At 66.3% G+C, this 16,148-nt stretch carries 14 protein-coding genes; 8 read left to right on the top strand and 6 right to left on the bottom strand.

Going from position 1 to position 16,148, the window contains the following annotated elements; translation table 11 throughout:
- Positions 1-9: 9 nt before the first annotated feature.
- The 3 genes from INQ43_RS06690 to INQ43_RS06680 are packed head-to-tail and all read right to left on the bottom strand — an operon-like array spanning position 10 to position 3,100.
- Positions 10-2,238 (bottom strand): PepSY domain-containing protein, encoded by a 2,229-nt coding sequence (locus INQ43_RS06690; RefSeq protein ID WP_194035938.1) that lies wholly within the window; start codon positions 2,236-2,238, stop codon positions 10-12.
- Between the two features lie 27 nt (positions 2,239-2,265).
- Positions 2,266-2,736, bottom strand: coding sequence for a DUF2271 domain-containing protein (locus INQ43_RS06685; protein WP_193983164.1), 471 nt, complete (start codon positions 2,734-2,736; stop codon positions 2,266-2,268).
- 34 nt (positions 2,737-2,770) lie between these two features.
- Positions 2,771-3,100: a PepSY domain-containing protein gene (locus tag INQ43_RS06680; protein WP_193983162.1), complete on the bottom strand. Its 330-nt coding sequence runs from the start codon at positions 3,098-3,100 to the stop codon at positions 2,771-2,773.
- Between the two features lie 82 nt (positions 3,101-3,182).
- Here INQ43_RS06680 and INQ43_RS06675 point away from each other — a divergent pair, with 82 nt between their 5' ends.
- Positions 3,183-3,851, top strand: coding sequence for a response regulator transcription factor (locus tag INQ43_RS06675; RefSeq protein ID WP_194035937.1), 669 nt, complete (start codon positions 3,183-3,185; stop codon positions 3,849-3,851).
- Positions 3,848-5,182: a HAMP domain-containing sensor histidine kinase gene (locus tag INQ43_RS06670; protein ID WP_194035936.1), complete on the top strand. Its 1,335-nt coding sequence runs from the start codon at positions 3,848-3,850 to the stop codon at positions 5,180-5,182. Before INQ43_RS06675 ends, INQ43_RS06670 begins: the two co-directional genes overlap by 4 nt.
- A gap of 10 nt (positions 5,183-5,192) precedes the next feature.
- Here INQ43_RS06670 and INQ43_RS06665 read toward each other — a convergent pair whose 3' ends face one another.
- The 3 genes from INQ43_RS06665 to INQ43_RS06655 all read right to left on the bottom strand — a co-directional run bounded on the left by INQ43_RS06665 (position 5,193) and on the right by INQ43_RS06655 (position 7,565).
- Positions 5,193-5,591 (bottom strand): hypothetical protein, encoded by a 399-nt coding sequence (locus INQ43_RS06665; RefSeq protein ID WP_194035935.1) that lies wholly within the window; start codon positions 5,589-5,591, stop codon positions 5,193-5,195.
- A 73-nt stretch (positions 5,592-5,664) separates the two neighbouring features.
- The gene (locus INQ43_RS06660; protein WP_194035934.1) at positions 5,665-6,897 is read right to left on the bottom strand and encodes a HAMP domain-containing sensor histidine kinase; all 1,233 of its coding nucleotides are present in this window, start codon (positions 6,895-6,897) and stop codon (positions 5,665-5,667) included.
- Positions 6,894-7,565 carry a response regulator transcription factor gene (locus INQ43_RS06655; protein ID WP_194037600.1) on the bottom strand — a complete coding sequence of 224 codons (672 nt, stop codon included), beginning with the start codon at positions 7,563-7,565 and terminating at the stop codon, positions 6,894-6,896. The genes INQ43_RS06660 and INQ43_RS06655 overlap by 4 nt, the downstream gene beginning before the upstream one ends.
- 284 nt (positions 7,566-7,849) lie before the next feature.
- Between INQ43_RS06655 and INQ43_RS06650 the strand changes: the two genes are divergently transcribed.
- The 6 genes from INQ43_RS06650 (at position 7,850) to pgm (ending at position 16,148) form a co-directional block, all read left to right on the top strand.
- The gene (locus INQ43_RS06650) at positions 7,850-8,476 is read left to right on the top strand and encodes a phosphatase PAP2 family protein (protein WP_194035933.1); all 627 of its coding nucleotides are present in this window, start codon (positions 7,850-7,852) and stop codon (positions 8,474-8,476) included.
- Positions 8,473-10,134 carry a phosphoethanolamine--lipid A transferase gene (locus INQ43_RS06645; RefSeq protein WP_194035932.1) on the top strand — a complete coding sequence of 554 codons (1,662 nt, stop codon included), beginning with the start codon at positions 8,473-8,475 and terminating at the stop codon, positions 10,132-10,134. The genes INQ43_RS06650 and INQ43_RS06645 overlap by 4 nt, the downstream gene beginning before the upstream one ends.
- A gap of 79 nt (positions 10,135-10,213) precedes the next feature.
- Entirely contained in the window at positions 10,214-11,620 is a 1,407-nt protein-coding gene (gene zwf / locus INQ43_RS06640; RefSeq protein WP_194035931.1) for a glucose-6-phosphate dehydrogenase, read from the top strand.
- A gap of 102 nt (positions 11,621-11,722) precedes the next feature.
- The gene (tal, locus tag INQ43_RS06635; RefSeq protein ID WP_194035930.1) at positions 11,723-12,814 is read left to right on the top strand and encodes a transaldolase; all 1,092 of its coding nucleotides are present in this window, start codon (positions 11,723-11,725) and stop codon (positions 12,812-12,814) included.
- Complete coding sequence (gene pgi / locus INQ43_RS06630; protein WP_194035929.1) at positions 12,814-14,484, top strand: glucose-6-phosphate isomerase; 1,671 nt, start codon at positions 12,814-12,816, stop codon at positions 14,482-14,484. Before tal ends, pgi begins: the two co-directional genes overlap by 1 nt.
- Positions 14,484-16,148 (top strand): phosphoglucomutase (alpha-D-glucose-1,6-bisphosphate-dependent), encoded by a 1,665-nt coding sequence (gene pgm, locus INQ43_RS06625; protein WP_194035928.1) that lies wholly within the window; start codon positions 14,484-14,486, stop codon positions 16,146-16,148. The genes pgi and pgm overlap by 1 nt, the downstream gene beginning before the upstream one ends.

Here is a 16,148-nt window from a genome sequence, read left to right as displayed (position 1 = left end):
TCAGCGGATTCAGAAGACGTCTTCACGGTAGCGCCCCTGCAGTTTGAGGGTGGCAACATCCAGGCCGATCGGAGCCACGATGGCGTCGATGGTCTGGCGGATGCTGTCGGCCATCGCGCGGCCGCCGCAGACCAGGATCTGAGCGCCGTCTTCAATCAGTCGCCGCATCTGCGAGGAGTGGTCCAGCAGCCGGTCCTGCACGTAACCGCCATTGGCGGTGCGGGAGAAAATCGCGTTCAACCCGGTCAGCCGGTGATCGGCCAGGTAGCCGTCCAGCTCCGGCTCGTAGAGGAAGTCCGACGCCGGGTCGCGGCCGCCCCAGTACAGATACATCGGGTGTTTACCGGTGTTGTTGCGGATGAATCCGGCCAGCGGCCCGATTCCTGTTCCGGCGCCGATGAGAACCACCGGCGACTTGCCCGAGGCCGGCCGGAAGTCGGGGTTGGGTTGGATAAACGCATCGATCCGGGCGCCGGGTTGCAGGTCGTGAAGCATCCCCGAACACAGGCCGCCGGGGTGCTTGCGCACACAGATTTCAAGGAAGCCGTCGCTGGATCCGCTGGCAAGGGAATAGAACCGCGGGACCGGGCTTCCCGGCGCCACGATTCCCACCAGATCACCTGCGTCGAAGTGGGGCAGTTCACTGATACCGAGCATCCGACGCAACCTCCCGCCAGCGCTCGGTGAGGCGACCGGCCCGAAGCGCAGGATGCTGGTCGGCGCATTGACCTGGGCACCGTAGTCCATCCGGCTGATCAGCTCGAGTGGGCGGGTTTGGGGGTGGGACGGTACGTGTGTCAGCCCCAGCTTGAGGGACAGTGCAGGTTCAACCGCCTCTCCCCAGCGCGCGAACTCCTGCGAGGACTGCCGGTCCACGGTGTCCAGCTCGAGAAATTCGGTCCAGCCGCGGCGAAACAGGGCCTCGCGGGCTTCCCTGGCGAACTGGCAGAACCGCGGGAACTGGCGATCGCCGAAACCCAGGACCGCGAACGCCGGCTTGTTGTCACCGCTGAACCTTCCCAGGCGCGCAAGGAACTGCCTGGCCGAGGTGGGCGCGTCTCCGTCACCGTAGGTGGCGGTGAGTACGAACAGGTGGCGTGCCTGGCGATACTCCTTCGCCAGCAGGTTCATCGGGGCGGTGTGCACCCGCTTGCCGGCCTTGTGCAACGCGTCGTGCAACGCGTTCGCAAAGCCCCAGGTGCTGTTGCCTTCGCTGCCCACAAGGATGACGGTGTCTGCCGCCTGCGCGCCGCTGTTGTTGGCGATGCGCGGCATCAGGCGGCGACGCTGCCACCACATCACCACGCCGGTGGCGCTCATCACCGGAACGCTGAGTGCACAGACGCCCAGCAGGAGACCCAGCCACCACAGTCCCTCGCCGGTGTGCAGGCGGTAGATCAGTTCATGGGCGTTCTGGACCCGGTCATGTGGCTGGAAGACCAGCAGGACGCCCGTGGCCTGGTCGATGTAGCCGTCGCCCTGCGCGGTGGCGAGCGAGTAGAAGTCCGAGGGAGTGTCCGGCATCGGATAGACGAGTTCGCGCAGGTCCTGGAGATCGATCTCCAGCAGAGCGGGCAGGGTGCCCACCGGTACCGGCGCGGCTGGCGTCTCCACCGCAGTCGGGAACGCAGGCTCGGTGTCCGCCCCCTCGGGTATCAGGCCAAAGGTGGTCGCCGACATGAGGATGCCGGTCAGCGCGGACATCAGCAGCCCCAACAGGGCGATTCTCCCGAGCTCCGAGTGCCAACGCTGGCTGAAACTGCCTCGCAGTGGGCGCAACAGCTGCCGCCATCCCCCGACGCGCTTGAGCAGCAGTGCCATGCCTGACACGCACAGGACCAGCATCGTCAGCGCCGAGATCCCGGCCGCGGCCCTGCCCGGCGTGTCTGCAAGAAATGAGCGATGCAGGTTCTTGATCCAGCGCGTGGTGGGCGAGGGCGCATACGGGCCGATCGCCTTTCCGCTGAGCGGGTCGACACGCATCGCCTCGGCCCGGTCATCCTGGCTGTAGTAGACGATGATCGAGCCGGACGGGCTGCGCTGGATCTGCTCCACGCCGACGAAGTTCTCGGCTATCCGCTCCGCAAGCAGGGCGACGCTGACCTGCCCACGCTCCGGCACCGTCGTTCCCAGCCGGTCAATGGCTGGATTGACCGACAGGATCGCGCCGCTGATCGCCAATACGGCGATCAGCAGCCCAAGGACAAGAGCGGGCAGTGAGTGAATCCGACGCAACATGATGCGGACCTCCTTCAGGCCGATCGATTACATGTCGTAAGTGAATGACTGCACGTAACCGCGCCCCGCAGTCGCTTTGCCGCTGCCGGCCTTGGTCAGGGGCGCCCGCACGTCGGCGGGATTGTCGCGACCGTCCTCCACCGCGGTGTCGATCCGTATTTCATAGCCGGCATCGATCAACGCGTCCTCAAGTTCGGCGGTGACCTTGAGGGTGCGCCCGCTGCCGACGCTCGCGCCGCTCACGCCGTCAAACTCGCTCGCCCGCATGCCGCTGCCGCGGGCCCAGTCGCGCAGGTTCTTGTAGTACTTCGACTTCTTGCCCGAGACCCAGAGTGTCTTGTGGTACTTGCCCGCGGCATCGGTGACATAGATGGCCAGGTAGGCGCCGTCACCGCCGTGGGCTTTCATCTGGGTGGTCAGGGTGACCGGCCGGGCATCAGCCAGTGCGGGCAGGGCCATGGCACCGGCCAGGCAGAGGGATAGGACGAGCTTGTTCATGTTGTTGCTCCTGCAATCGGGTGGGTGGCGGACTTCACTTGGCCCTCTGGTCCGGTTTTCGGTCCAGGTAGTCGCGGGCGCCGCCTTTGCCGTCGAACTTGATCTTCAGCTCACGGATCTGCAGCGATGCCGGGGAGTACTCGGCCTTGAAGCGGTTTCCCAGCTTGTCGGTCCCGCGGACTTCGTAGCAGCCGTCGTCGACCTTGATGCGCTGGACTTCCCAGCCCTGTTGTTCCAGCTGCTGGCGCAGGACTTCCCGCGGCTGCCAGTCGGCTACGGGATCGGTACAGTCGTCACTGGCCAGTGCGCCGCCGCTGAAGGCGAGGCCGACGAGGACGACGCCGGTCAGAGTGAGCAGTTTCATGAGCGCGATCTCCTTTGAGTGGGTGCAACGTGGACTCTGGCGGAGCATCCTGATGCCAGCCTTAAGGCGGGGGTTTTTTGCAATGCGGGTACTGTTGATCGAGGACAACGCCGACCTGGGCCAGGCCGTGCGCGAGCAGATCGGCGATGACGGACACGCGGTGGATTGGGTGCAGACCCTGGCTCACGCGCAACTGGCGATCGGCTCGACTCCGTACGACCTTCTCCTGCTCGACCTGATGCTGCCCGACGGCCGCGGCATCGATTTCCTGCGCCGCCTGCGCTCGGCCGCCGACCGCACGCCGGTCATCATCCTGACGGCCATGGACCAGCTGTCCGACCGCATTGCCGGCCTCAACGCCGGGGCAGATGACTACCTGGTCAAACCGTTCGACCTGTCGGAACTGTCCGCCCGCGTGGCTGCCGTGGCGCGTCGTTACAGCGGCAATCCGAACCCGCGGTTGCAACTGGGAGAGCTGTCCATCGACTTGACGGATCGAAGCATCCAGCGCGAAGGGGAAGCCATCGCCTTGACCGCGCGGGAATGGGCGCTGCTGGAAGCCTTCCTCCAGCGCCCGGGCGCGTTGTTGTCGAAGTCCCAGTTGGAGGAACGCCTGTACGAGTTCGGGGCCGAGATAGAGAGCAATGCGGTGGAGGTCCATGTCAGCCACCTGCGTAAAAAGCTCGGCTTCAACGTGGTCGATACCGTCCGCGGCATGGGCTACCGGTTGGGCCGGCTCGAGCAGCCATGAAGGCGGCGGGCAGTCTGCAGAAGCAGCTCGTATACGGGCTCACGCTGGGGATCGTCGTGTTGTGGCTGGTCGCGACCGCCCTGTCCGGGCTGATCGTGCAGAACCGGCTCGACGATGCGTTCGACGATGCGATGCAGGGCGCTGCGCAGCGGCTCCTGCCGCTCGCGGTAATGGACATCCTCAATCGCGAAGAGCCACTTACCCAGCAGAGGGTGGCGCCACTGAATGCGCTTCCCGGCCAGGTCGCGTATCTGGTGCGCGACCGCGAGGGCACCATCCTGCTGCAATCGCGCGACGCCGACCTGACGGTCTTTGGCCCACCGACGATGCAGGGCTTCAGCACGACGCCGACCCACCGCCTGTACGGCGCCAGTGCACTGCGCGACACGCTGTTCCTGCAGGTCGCCGAACCCCTGTCATATCGCCGCAAGGCCGCGCGGGATGCCACCTTTGGCCTGCTGCTGCCACTGCTGTTGCTGGTGCCCGCCAGCCTGCTGGGCGTCTGGCTGTTCGTGCGTTTCAGCCTGCGCAGCGTGCGCTCCTATCGACGCGCGGTCGAAGCCCGAGGCGTAGGTGACCTCTCGCCGATCCAGACCGCGCCCTTGCCGCTGGAAATCCGTCCGAGCGCGGATGCGGTCAACAACCTGATTGATCGCCTGCGGCGTGCGCTTGAGACCGAGCGCAGGTTCACCGCCAACAGTGCGCACGAGCTGCGCACCCCGCTGGCGGCCGCGCTTGCCCAGGTGCAGCGTCTCCGCCATGAGGCGGCCGACGGACCGGTCAAGGAGCGCGCAGCGCAGATCGAGGCATCGCTGAGGGAGCTGGCGCGCCTCGCAGAGAAGTTGATGCAACTGGCAAAGGCGGAGGGCGGGAGCGTGCTTGCGGAGGTTCCCCAGGACCTGGCGATGCTGCTGAACCACGTTGTGGGAGACCTGCAACGCGTGGCCACGGTTCCCATCCAGCTGACGCTGCCGCCGGATGGGCCGGTCCTCTCACCGATCGATGCAGACGCATTCGCGATCCTGGCGCGAAATTTGATCGAGAACGCGTTGAAATACGGCGCGCCGGGACGTCCCATCAATGTCGAACTGACCACAGACGCGCGGCTTACGGTCGTCAATGCCGGCGACGTCCTGGACCCCGCCGAGCTGGCACAGCTGACCGAGCGTTTCGTCCGCGGCAGCGGTCGAGCGCCCGGCTATGGGCTGGGATTGGCGATCGTCTCGACCGTTGCGACGGCGGCACGCGCCGAGCTCAAATTGGCCTCGCCCGCCACTGACCGGGCAGACGGATTCCAGGCCTCAGTGCAGTTTCCGGTTGCCGGGATGTGATTCGGGGCGCTCAGTGCAGCCCGCTGCGGTCGGCCGCGCTGCTCGTGGATGAGGTCGGGTTGGTCTTCATCTTCTCGTCGAGCTGGGCTTCGAACTGCGGGAAGTCAAGTCCGAGCTGACGCGCCTCCGCGTTGGCGGCATCGCGCAGCGCATCGGAGAACTTGAGCGTTGCGGTGGCGCCGGTGCGCTCGTGCATCGAGGCGGCACGGCGGATGAGCGCCAGCATGGTCGCGGCGCTGTCGGAGCTGCCGACCATCTTGCCGTCCATGCCGAGCACCCATTCGCCATCGCGGCGGACGATTCCACCCAGCAGCTTGCCGGCCGCATCGCGCAGGTCGGCGTGGGGCTCGATGCCCGTATCCGGGGTGTCGTCATTGTCGTTGCGGCTGCCATTGAACTTGCTGGACATCAGGATTCCCTACTGTTGCGGGGCGCATCAAGCGGTGGTGCGTGGACGCCACAGGATACGGCAGGGCGATGTCCTATCCCTGAGCGAGTCGTATATCGACGACGCCTGTGGCGGCGTTGGCGTCGTCGATCTCCCAGCCGATGCGGTGGGCGAGCCGGCCGATCAGGGTCAGGCCAAGGCGACGGTCGCTGCTGGACGGGTGCGGCCGCGACGTGGCGGGTCGCCGGGTGTCATCGGCGTCGAAGACGAACGAGATACTGCTGTCGCAAATCGACACACGCAGCACTCCCGGCGCGCCTGGAGGGAGCAGTCGGCGCAATACGCCGTGGACGATCAGGGTCGCGTCGCTCGCCGGCAGTTGCATGGGGATCTCGGGGCCCTCCAGCGCGACGCTCACCGATCCGTCGGCGATGGACGCAACGCCTGCCAGGCAGGATGGCAGCCAAGAGCGCAGCGCCACCGGCTCAGCCGAATCGACACGGTGACGGGCCAGGCGCATCAGCGCATCGATGAGTTCCGACAGTTCACGGATGCCGCGGTCCAGGCGCTGCAGACGCGGCTGCAGCGCCGGCATGTCGGCGCTGTCCTCCAGCAGCAACTCGGTCGCGCCGCGCACGACCGAAATCGGTGTGCGCAGTTCGTGGCTGGCATCGCCCAGGAAAGCCTGCTCGGCTTCGGCGGCAGCCGCCAGGCGGGCCTGGTAGTCATCAATCGCCGTGGCCAGCTGTCCCAGTTCGTCGGGCGGCAGTTCGGCTGCGAGCGCGGTGCGCGCGGGCTGGGTCGGCAACGCGGCGACGGACTCGGCCAGTTGCTGGACCGGGCGCACGACCCGACCCGACAGGAGCCATCCCAGCCACGCGCTGAAAGCGGTTCCCGCTAGCACCACCACGGCGAGGACGAAGGCGAGGTAGCGCTCCAGCGCTTCGATATCGTGCAGGTCCATCACGAAGAACAGGCGGCCGGCTCCCGTATCGAACACGCCCAGGAACACCTCGTCGCCATCCGGGTCGCGTACCTCACGGATCCCCGGCGCCTGGGCCAGGAATACGCCCGGGACTTCGCCGCGGTTGCCCGGCAGGAGCTGATAGCCGCTGACCCGGTCGCTGCGTGGAAGGTCGATACCGGGCTCGCGCTGCAGCCGTTCGGCGTAATCATGCGCCTGGCCGGTGAGGATGGAGTCCACCAGGACGCGCTCGTACTCCTCGGCGATGAACACCACGCCCAGCGCAAACACCACGCTCAGGACGGCGCCCATGGCCGTGTACAGCAAGGTCACGCGCGTGCGCAGCGGCAACGGGAACCTCATTCGGGTGGCACCAGGCGGTAACCGATGGCGTGCACGGTGCGGATCAGTGGCGTGTCGAACGGCTTGTCCACCAGGTTCCTAAGGTCATACATATGCGTGTGCAGGGAGGCTGCATCGCCGCCGCGGTTGCCCGCAACGGCCCGGATCAGCAGGTCATGGGTGACCACTCCGGGTGATCGTTTCATCAGCAGCTCCAGGATGCTGCTCTGGCTGCGTGTAAGCGCGATCCGGGAACCGCCGCGACTGGCGACCATCGCCTGGACGTCCAGTTCCAGCGGGCCGGTTACGAGCGGCACCAGTGGCGAGGGCGCACCGCGACGGTGCAATGCCCGTATGCGCGCTTCCAGTTCCTTGAGTTCAAACGGCTTGACCATGTAGTCGTCCGCGCCCTCATGGAACCCGCGGATCTTGTCGTCGAGCGTGTCGCGGGCCGTCAACATCAACACCGGTGTTCCATGCCCGGCCTCGCGCAGCTGCCGGCACAGGTCCAGTCCGTCCAGGCGGGGCAGGCCAAGGTCCAGCACGATCACGTCGAATGCGATGCGCAGGGCCTGTATCAGCCCGGTCTCGCCGTCGGCGGCGTGGTCGACCTCGTGGCCGCGGCGCTCCAGGAAGTCCCAGATGTTGGCGGCGATATCGCGCTGGTCTTCCACGATCAGGATTTTCAGGGAGTCGGACATTGGCTCTGCTGGGGCACGGATCCAGGCAAGTCTAGTCCGGGCCGCTGGCGACCGATAACGAACGCCTGAGAAATGGCTGAGAGATCGCTACAACGGGGCGCACATGCTTTGCGCTGGTCCCCTCCCGTACTTCCGACGTGCCCGCCATTCACGCAACGCGATCCGACGAGTTCTGTCCATCCGAACGCCTTCCCTCGACGGGGAGGCCAAAGCGCGCTTTCCTGCGCCATCACCTTGTATATCCGCTCCTGGCGGCGGCCGCAGCCAGCGTAATGCTGATCAATGCAGGCGGGGATTTTTTACTTGCGGACCTGCTGTACGCGGCCCAAGGCCACACGTGGGCCCTGCGCGAGAGTTGGATCACCACAACGGTGGTGCACGAGGCCGGCAAGACCGTCTCCGCCGCCGCGTGGCTGGGCGTCTTGCTGGCATGGGTGTGGAGTCTTTTCGATCGCAGGCTGGCCCGGTGGCGTCGCCCACTCGGCTATCTGGCGGTTGCAACGCTGGCAGGAGCGGTCACCGTATCGCTGCTGAAGGCAGCCAGCGGCATGGATTGTCCGTGGGACCTGCAGCGCTACGGTGGCTTGCAGCCGTTTGTCGGCTTGTTTGATGCGCGGCCGCCGAGCATGGGTCGTGCGGCGTGCTTTCCGGCCGGCCACGCAAGCGCCGGTTACGCTTGGGTGACGCTCTACTTCTTCTTTTGCGCCGTGCGACCGCGCTGGCGGTGGGCGGGACTTGCGGTTGCGCTGGGGCTGGGCGCGCTGTTCGGGATCAGCCAGCAGTTGCGCGGAGCCCACTTCCTGTCCCACGACCTGTGGACCTTGATCATCTGTTGGCTGGTGGCACTGGGTGGATCGACGTGGCTCCTTCGCCCGACCGGGCAGGGGAGGTCGGCATGAGCGCCGTCGTCCAAACCCGCGACGCGCGTCGTCGCGTATCGGTGTGGCGCCCCTCGGTCAGTCAGGAGGGCATGGCCCTGGCAGCGAGTGTCTTCTTTACCGTCGCCTGCAACGCCGCGTTCTGGCGTGCGTACGCCGGGACCGGTGCGCTGGAAAGCGCACGCTGCTGGGTGACCGCCGCGTCGCTGGCAACGGCGATGACCGGTCTGCATTTCCTGCTGCTGTGCGTGGTCATGAACCGCTGGACAGCCAAACCGGTGCTGTCGGTGCTGCTGGTGGTCACCGCGCTGGCCGGCTATTACTCCCACCATTACGGCGTCTATCTGGATCCGGACATGATCCGCAACGTCCTGCATACCGACAGCCGCGAGGCCCGCGAATTGTTGACGCCCGGGCTGGCGCTGCCCGTGCTGGCCGCACTCATCCCCGTGGCGATGGTCTGGTGGACGCGGATTCCTGCGCAAGCGCCCGCGCCCGCGCTGTTGCGGCGTGTGCTCCTCATGGTGGCCGTCGCGGCCGTGACCACCGGCGCACTATTGGTGTCGTTCCAGGATATCTCTGCGCTGATGCGCAACCGGACGGAGTTGCGCCACCTGATCGCCCCGGGCAACTACCTCGTCTCCCTGATACGGGTCGCGACGGAGGATCCCGCGGCGGCCGTCCGCGCACGCCAACCGGTCGGCAGCGACGCCCTCGTTGTGGGGCGCGGCGACGGCAAACCGCGGGTGCTGGTGATCGTGGTGGGCGAAACCGTGCGGGCCCAGAACTGGGGCCTCAACGGCTACGCGCGCCAGACCACGCCCGAGCTGGCCAATCTGGATGTCCTCAACTTCACCGACGTAAGCGCGTGCGGCTCCAGCACAGATGTCTCCCTGCCGTGCATGTTCTCCGCGCAGGGGCGACGTGGCTACGACAAGCGCGCGATCAGGGAGTCGGAGTCGCTGCTCAACGTGCTCGACCACGCGGGCATCGCGACCCTGTGGCGCGACAACCAGGGCGGCTGCAAGGGCGTATGCGCCGGCTTGCCGTTTGAATCCCTCGTGGACGCCCGGATTGCGGAGCTGTGCAACACGGAGCGCTGCCTGGACGAGGTCCTGTTGCATGACCTGCGGGCGAAGATCGACGTCCAGGATCGCGATCAGGTGATCGTGTTGCACCAGCTGGGCAATCACGGGCCGAGCTATTACCAGCGCTACCCGGATCAGTTCCGCCAGTTCGTCCCGGTGTGTGAATCGGCGGACCTGGGCAAGTGCCGCCAGGCGGAGATCGTCAACGCCTACGACAACGCGATCCTCTATACCGACCATTTCCTCGCCCGTTTGATCGAAACCCTGGACTCGGACGACACACGTGACAGTGCGGTGATCTATGTCTCCGACCACGGCGAATCGCTGGGCGAGGGCAATCTCTATCTGCACGGGATGCCTTACGCGATCGCACCGGCCACCCAGCTGAAGGTGCCCATGGTGATGTGGCTGTCACCAGCGCTGGCGACGGACCGGAATATCGACATCGGCTGCATGCGCCAGCGCCTCGACGCACCTGCCACGCACGACAATCTTTTCAGTTCGGTGCTGGGGCTGATGCAGGTGGACACGACCGTCTACGACCCGAGCCAGGACCTGTTCGCGCCGTGCATGGGTCGCGGGCACGTCTGATCGGGCGCTCGCATAGTCATTCGCCTGCCATCACGTTCGGGTAGGCAAAATCGACGGGTCGACTTACCGGAGCAGCGGCATGGCCACACCCGTCTCAGACGCATTCGTTTTCTTCGGCGCCACGGGGGACCTGGCGTACAAGAAGATCTTCCCGGCGCTGCAGGCGATGATCCGCAGCGGCGAGCTGGACATGCCCCTGATCGGTGTCTCGCGTGGCGGCTGGTCGCTGGAGCGCCTGCGTGAGCGGGCGCGCGCCAGCCTTGAAGCCAATGGCGGCGTGGACGAGGACGCCTTTGCCCGCCTGTGCGAACAGTTGCGCTACATCGACGGCGATTACAGCGACCCGGAGACGTTCCGAGGCCTGAAACAGGCGCTCGGCCCGGCGACCCGGCCCATCCACTACCTGGCCATCCCGCCCAGCATGTTCGGCACGGTGGTGCAGGGGCTGGCCGCGTCGGGATGCAACGCCGACGCCCGGGTGATCGTCGAGAAGCCCTTTGGCCGTGACCTGGCGTCGGCGCGCGAGCTCAACCGTGAACTGCACGAGGTGTTCCCCGAATCGTCGGTGTTCCGCATCGACCACTACCTGGGCAAGGAGGCCGTGCGCAACCTGCTGTATTTCCGTTTCGCCAATACCTTCCTGGAGCCGGTCTGGAACCGCACCTACGTCGACAGCGTGCAGATCACCATGGCCGAGGACTTCGGCGTGCAGGGGCGTGGCGCGTTCTACGAGGAGGTCGGCACGATCCGCGACGTGGTCCAGAACCATCTGCTCCAAGTCATGTCCCTGCTGGCCATGGATGCCCCGGCGGGCCGCGATCCGGAGTCGCTGCGCGCCGAGAAGCTGCGCCTGTTCCGCGCCACCAGATCGCTGCGCCCGGAGGATGTGGTCCGCGGGCAGTTCCGTGGCTATCGCGACGAGACCGGGGTTGCCGCGGACTCGCAGGTTGAGACCTTCGTCGCGCTGCGGCTGTACATCGACACCTGGCGTTGGGCGGGAGTGCCGTTCTACATCCGCGCCGGCAAGAAGCTGCCAATCACCAGCACCCAGGTGATGGTCGACCTGAAGCCGCCGCCGCTGGAAATCTTCGACTCGATCTCGCTCGCCGAGTCCAATTATTTCCGCTTCCGGCTGAGCCCCGAAGTCGTGATCTCCACCGGCGCTCGCGTCAAGAAGGCCGGCGAGGGGATGGAGGGCCGGCAGGTCGAGCTGGTCGCGCGAAGCTCGCGCGATGAAGGCAAGTCGCCCTACGAGCAGCTGCTCGGCGACGCAATCGAAGGCGACACCAGCTTGTTTACCCGCGACGATTCGGTGGAAGAAGCCTGGCGCATCGTTGAACCGGTGCTGCCCGATTCGCATGGCAATCACAACACCCCGCTCACCATCTATGAACCGGGAAGCTGGGGTCCGGAATCCGCCGACGACCTTGTCACCGGCGGCCGCCATTGGCAGGACCCGCAGCCCGAGCAGAGCGATCCCTGCTGACCAGACGCGGACACCCGTTGCGCCGCACCGACCGGTCAATGGCACTGCTCACTCGCATCCCCGGGGCTACCATGTTGGCCGATGCCGCATACCGGAGGACGCATGAGCACGACTCGAAAACTTCACGACATGGGCCAGAGCCTGTGGCTGGACAACATTTCCCGAACCATCCTGGATGACGGCACGCTGGCGCGGTATATCGCCGATTTCTCCGTGAGCGGCCTTACGTCCAACCCAAGCATCTTCAACGAGGCGATCGGCGGCAGCGATGCCTACGACGAAGGAATGCGCAAGAAGACGGGGGAGGGACAGTCGGGCGAAGCGTTGTTCATGGAGCTCGCGCTGGAGGATCTGCGCCGGGCGGCGGACCTGTTCAAGCCGGTCCATGACGCCACAGACGGCGTGGATGGCTGGGTCTCGATGGAAGTCTCCCCACTGCTGGCCTCCGATACCGCCGGCAGCATTGCCGCCGCCCAGGCGATCCACGACCAGGGCGACCGCTCGAATCTCTTCGTCAAGATTCCGGGCACGCCTGAAGGGGTGCCGGCGATCGAGGAGTCGATCTTCGCCGGCGTGCCGGTCAACGTGACGCTGCTGTTCTCGACGGCGCAATACCTGGCGGTGGCCGAGGCGTACATGCGCGGGCTGGAGCGGCGGCTGGAAGCCGGACTGGACGCCCGTGTGGCGTCGGTGGCCTCGCTGTTTGTCAGCCGCTGGGACCGCGCCGTCGCCGACAAGGTGCCCGAGGAGATGCACAACACGCTGGGCATCGCGGTCGCCCAGCAGACCTACAAGGCCTACCGCGAGCTTCTTGATTCGCCGCGCTGGCAGAAGCTTGCAGCGCGCGGAGCGAAACCGCAGCGGATGCTCTGGGCAAGCACCGGCACCAAGGATCCGAACGCGTCCGACACACTGTACATCGAGGCGCTCGCCGCGCCGGACACCATCAACACGATCCCTGAGAAGACCTTGCACGCGTTTGCCGACCACGGCCGACTGGGGGGTGCCATGGCGCTGGACGGCGGTGATTCGAAGGCGGTGCTCGAGCGCTTCTCCGCAGCGGGGGTGGATATTCCCGCGTTGGCGGACCGCTTGCAGGTCGAGGGGGCAGAGGCGTTCGTGAAGTCGTGGAAAGAGCTGCTGGAGACCATAGAGTCACGCAGCCGCATGCTTACCGGAGAGGAACGCGCCTGATGAAGGACGGGTCGCTCACCGGGAAACCGCAATGGAAGGCGCTGGAAGAGCAACTGGCGTGGATGGCGCCGCGCCATCTTCGGGAGCTGTTCGCCGATGACCCGGAGCGGGGCACGCGGATGGCTGCGGAGGGTGCCGGTCTGTACCTGGATTACTCCAAGAACCGGGTCAACCGGGAGACCCTCGACCTCCTGGTCGACTTGGCGCGTGCCTGCGGCCTGGAGGAGCGACGGGAGGCGATGTTTGCCGGTGCGATGATCAACGTCACCGAAAACCGTCCGGCGTTGCACGTCGCCCTGCGCATGCCCGCTGGCAGCAAGCTCGTGGTGGACGGCGAGGACGTGGTGGCCGATGTACACGCCGTGCTGGACCGGATGGCGGCGTTCTGCAATCGCGTGCGCAGCGGCCAGTGGACGGGCCACACCGGCAAGCCGATCCGCAACATCATCAACATCGGGATCGGCGGCTCGGATCTGGGGCCGGTCATGGCCTATGAGGCGCTGCGTTTCTACAGCCAGCGCGAGCTCTCGTTCCATTTCGTGTCGAACGTGGACGGCACGGATTTCACCGAAGCCACCCGCGGCCTGGATCCGGCCGAGACACTCTTCATCGTCTGCTCCAAGACATTCACCACGCTGGAGACGTTGACCAACGCGCATGCCGCCCGAGCCTGGTGCATGCAGTCCCTGGGCGATGAGGCGGCGGTCGCGAAGCACTTCGTCGCGGTGTCCACCAACGCCGAAGGGGTGGAGGCGTTCGGCATCGACACCGCCAACATGTTCGGGTTCTGGGACTGGGTGGGCGGCCGCTATTCGATGGATTCCGCGATCGGACTTTCGACAATGCTGGCGATCGGCCCGGAACGCTTCCACGAGATGCTGGCGGGCTTCCACGCCATGGACGAGCATTTCCGGAGCGCCCCGATGGAGCGCAACCTGCCGGTGCTGATGGGCCTGCTGGGAATCTGGAACAACAATTTCCTCGGCGCCAATACCGTCGCGGTGCTGCCGTACTCGCAATACCTGAGCCGGTTCCCGGCCTACCTGCAGCAGCTCACCATGGAGAGCAACGGCAAGCACGTGACCGCCGATGGCAGCCGGGTCGACTACCAGACCGCGCCGGTCTATTGGGGCGAGCCTGGCACCAACGGGCAGCACTCGTTCTATCAGTTGATCCATCAGGGCACCCGTCTGGTGCCGTGCGACTTCATCGGCTTCTGCCATCCGCTGAACCCGCTGCCGCTGCAAGCTGAGGCCGGTGCGGATACGGTTGCCGGCGACCAGCACGATCTCCTGATCGCCAACCTGCTGGCCCAGGGCGAGTCGCTGGCATTCGGCAAGACGCCCGCCCAGGTCGAGGCCGAGGGCACCGCCGAAGCGCTGCAAGCGCATCGCGTATTTGACGGCAACCGTCCCAGCAACACCATTCTTGCCGACCGGCTGACCCCGCATGCGCTGGGCAGTCTCGTGGCGCTCTACGAGCACAGCGTGTTCGTGCAGGGAACCCTGTGGAACATCGATTCCTTCGACCAGTGGGGTGTCGAGCTCGGTAAACAGCTGGCCACGCCTCTTGCGGAGGAACTCAAGGCCACGGACGCGCCCGCGCTGACGCACGACAGCTCGACCAATACCCTGATCCAGCGCTACCGCGCGGCGCGGGGTCGCAGCTGATGGGCACGCGGATCGACACACGCGCCGGCACCCCCGCCGAAGCACGGGACCTCATCGACGTCGGTCATCTGGTCAACGCGTACTTCCAGACCCGCCCGGACGCGTCGAACCCGGCCGAGCGGGTGTCGTTCGGGACTTCCGGCCACCGCGGCTCCTCGCTGGAAGGCAGTTTCAACGAGGACCACATCCTCGCCATTACCCAGGCCATCTGTGCGTACCGGGAGGGGCAGGGCATCGACGGCCCGATCTTCATCGGCGCCGACACGCACGCGCTCTCCGCGCCGGCGCTGGAGACCGCGCTGGAAGTGCTGGCCGCCAACGGCGTCGAGGTGCGCGTCTCGGCGGGTAGCGAGCCCGTGCCGACGCCGGCGATTTCCCACGCGATCCTCGTCCACAACGCTAACCGCGAGCGCGGTCGTGCCGACGGCATCGTGATCACGCCGTCGCACAATCCGCCGGCGGACGGTGGCTTCAAGTACAACCCGCCCAACGGCGGCCCGGCGGATACGGACGTCACCGGCTGGATCCAGAAGCATGCCAACGCGAGCCTCGCCAACGGCCTGGCCGAAGTGCGGCGCTGGACCGGCGGGCGCGCCCGCGCCGCCGACACCACCGTCGAACACGACTTCCTGTCGGCCTATGTCGCCGATCTGGGCAACGTGATCGACTTCGACCTGATCCGCAGCGCTGACCTGCGGCTGGGCGTTGACCCGCTGGGCGGAGCTGGCGTCCACTACTGGGCACGCATCGCCGAGCACTACCGGATCGCGTTGGACGTGGTCAGCGAGCAGGTGGATCCGCAGTTCGGCTTCATGAGCCTGGACTGGGACGGGCGCATCCGCATGGACCCGTCCTCGCCGTACGCGATGAGCCGGCTGATCGGCATGAAGGACCGGTACGACGTCGCATTCGCCTGCGATACCGACCACGACCGCCACGGCATCGTGACCGCCAGCGCCGGGCTGATGCCGTCCAATCATTACCTCTGCGTCGCCATCGACTACCTGTTCCGCAACAGGCCGCAGTGGGGCGCGGGTGCCGGCATCGGCAAGACGGTGGTCAGCAGCGCCATGATCGATCGCATTGCCGCCGGGCTGGGCCGGCAGTTGTACGAGGTGCCCGTGGGGTTCAAGTGGTTCGTCGACGGGCTGTTTTCCGGCGCGCTCGGATTCGGCGGGGAGGAAAGCGCCGGGGCCTCCTTCCTGCGGCGCGACGGATCGGTCTGGACAACTGACAAGGACGGCATCGCCCCGGCGCTGGTGGCCGCGGAAATCACCGCCCGCGGCGGCGACGATCCCGACGTGGTCTACCGCCAGCTGTGTGACCGTTATGGCGAGCCGTTCACCGATCGGGTGGAAGCACCCGCGACCAAGCCACAAAAGCGCGCACTCGCTGCGCTGACCCCGGAGGCCATCACACGGACCGAGCTTGCCGGCGAGCCCATCCAGCAGGTGCTGGACAAGGCGCCGGGCAACGATGCCTCCATTGGCGGCATCAAGATCGTCGCTGCCAGTGGCTGGTTTGCCGCCCGTCCCTCCGGGACCGAGGACATCTACAAGATCTACGCCGAGAGTTTCCGCGACGCCGACCATCTGAAGCAATTGCTCAAGGATGCACAGGAGACCGTTGACGCCGCCCTGGAGGACCCGTCCACCGAACAGTGA

Origin of the sequence: Lysobacter sp. H23M47, assembly GCF_015209765.1 — a bacterium.
GTDB classification, from domain to species: domain Bacteria; phylum Pseudomonadota; class Gammaproteobacteria; order Xanthomonadales; family Xanthomonadaceae; genus Novilysobacter; species Novilysobacter avium.
This window is presented reverse-complemented; position numbering and strand designations above follow the sequence as displayed.

Coding starts and splice junctions, on each gene's coding strand:
- INQ43_RS06690 (WP_194035938.1), bottom strand. CDS start 2,238: ATGTTGCGTCGGATTCACTCACTGCCCGCTCTTGTCCTTGGGCTGCTG.
- INQ43_RS06685 (WP_193983164.1), bottom strand. CDS start 2,736: ATGAACAAGCTCGTCCTATCCCTCTGCCTGGCCGGTGCCATGGCCCTG.
- INQ43_RS06680 (WP_193983162.1), bottom strand. CDS start 3,100: ATGAAACTGCTCACTCTGACCGGCGTCGTCCTCGTCGGCCTCGCCTTC.
- INQ43_RS06675 (WP_194035937.1), top strand. CDS start 3,183: ATGCGGGTACTGTTGATCGAGGACAACGCCGACCTGGGCCAGGCCGTG.
- INQ43_RS06670 (WP_194035936.1), top strand. CDS start 3,848: ATGAAGGCGGCGGGCAGTCTGCAGAAGCAGCTCGTATACGGGCTCACG.
- INQ43_RS06665 (WP_194035935.1), bottom strand. CDS start 5,591: ATGTCCAGCAAGTTCAATGGCAGCCGCAACGACAATGACGACACCCCG.
- INQ43_RS06660 (WP_194035934.1), bottom strand. CDS start 6,897: ATGAGGTTCCCGTTGCCGCTGCGCACGCGCGTGACCTTGCTGTACACG.
- INQ43_RS06650 (WP_194035933.1), top strand. CDS start 7,850: ATGCTGATCAATGCAGGCGGGGATTTTTTACTTGCGGACCTGCTGTAC.
- INQ43_RS06645 (WP_194035932.1), top strand. CDS start 8,473: ATGAGCGCCGTCGTCCAAACCCGCGACGCGCGTCGTCGCGTATCGGTG.
- zwf (WP_194035931.1), top strand. CDS start 10,214: ATGGCCACACCCGTCTCAGACGCATTCGTTTTCTTCGGCGCCACGGGG.
- tal (WP_194035930.1), top strand. CDS start 11,723: ATGAGCACGACTCGAAAACTTCACGACATGGGCCAGAGCCTGTGGCTG.
- pgi (WP_194035929.1), top strand. CDS start 12,814: ATGAAGGACGGGTCGCTCACCGGGAAACCGCAATGGAAGGCGCTGGAA.
- pgm (WP_194035928.1), top strand. CDS start 14,484: ATGGGCACGCGGATCGACACACGCGCCGGCACCCCCGCCGAAGCACGG.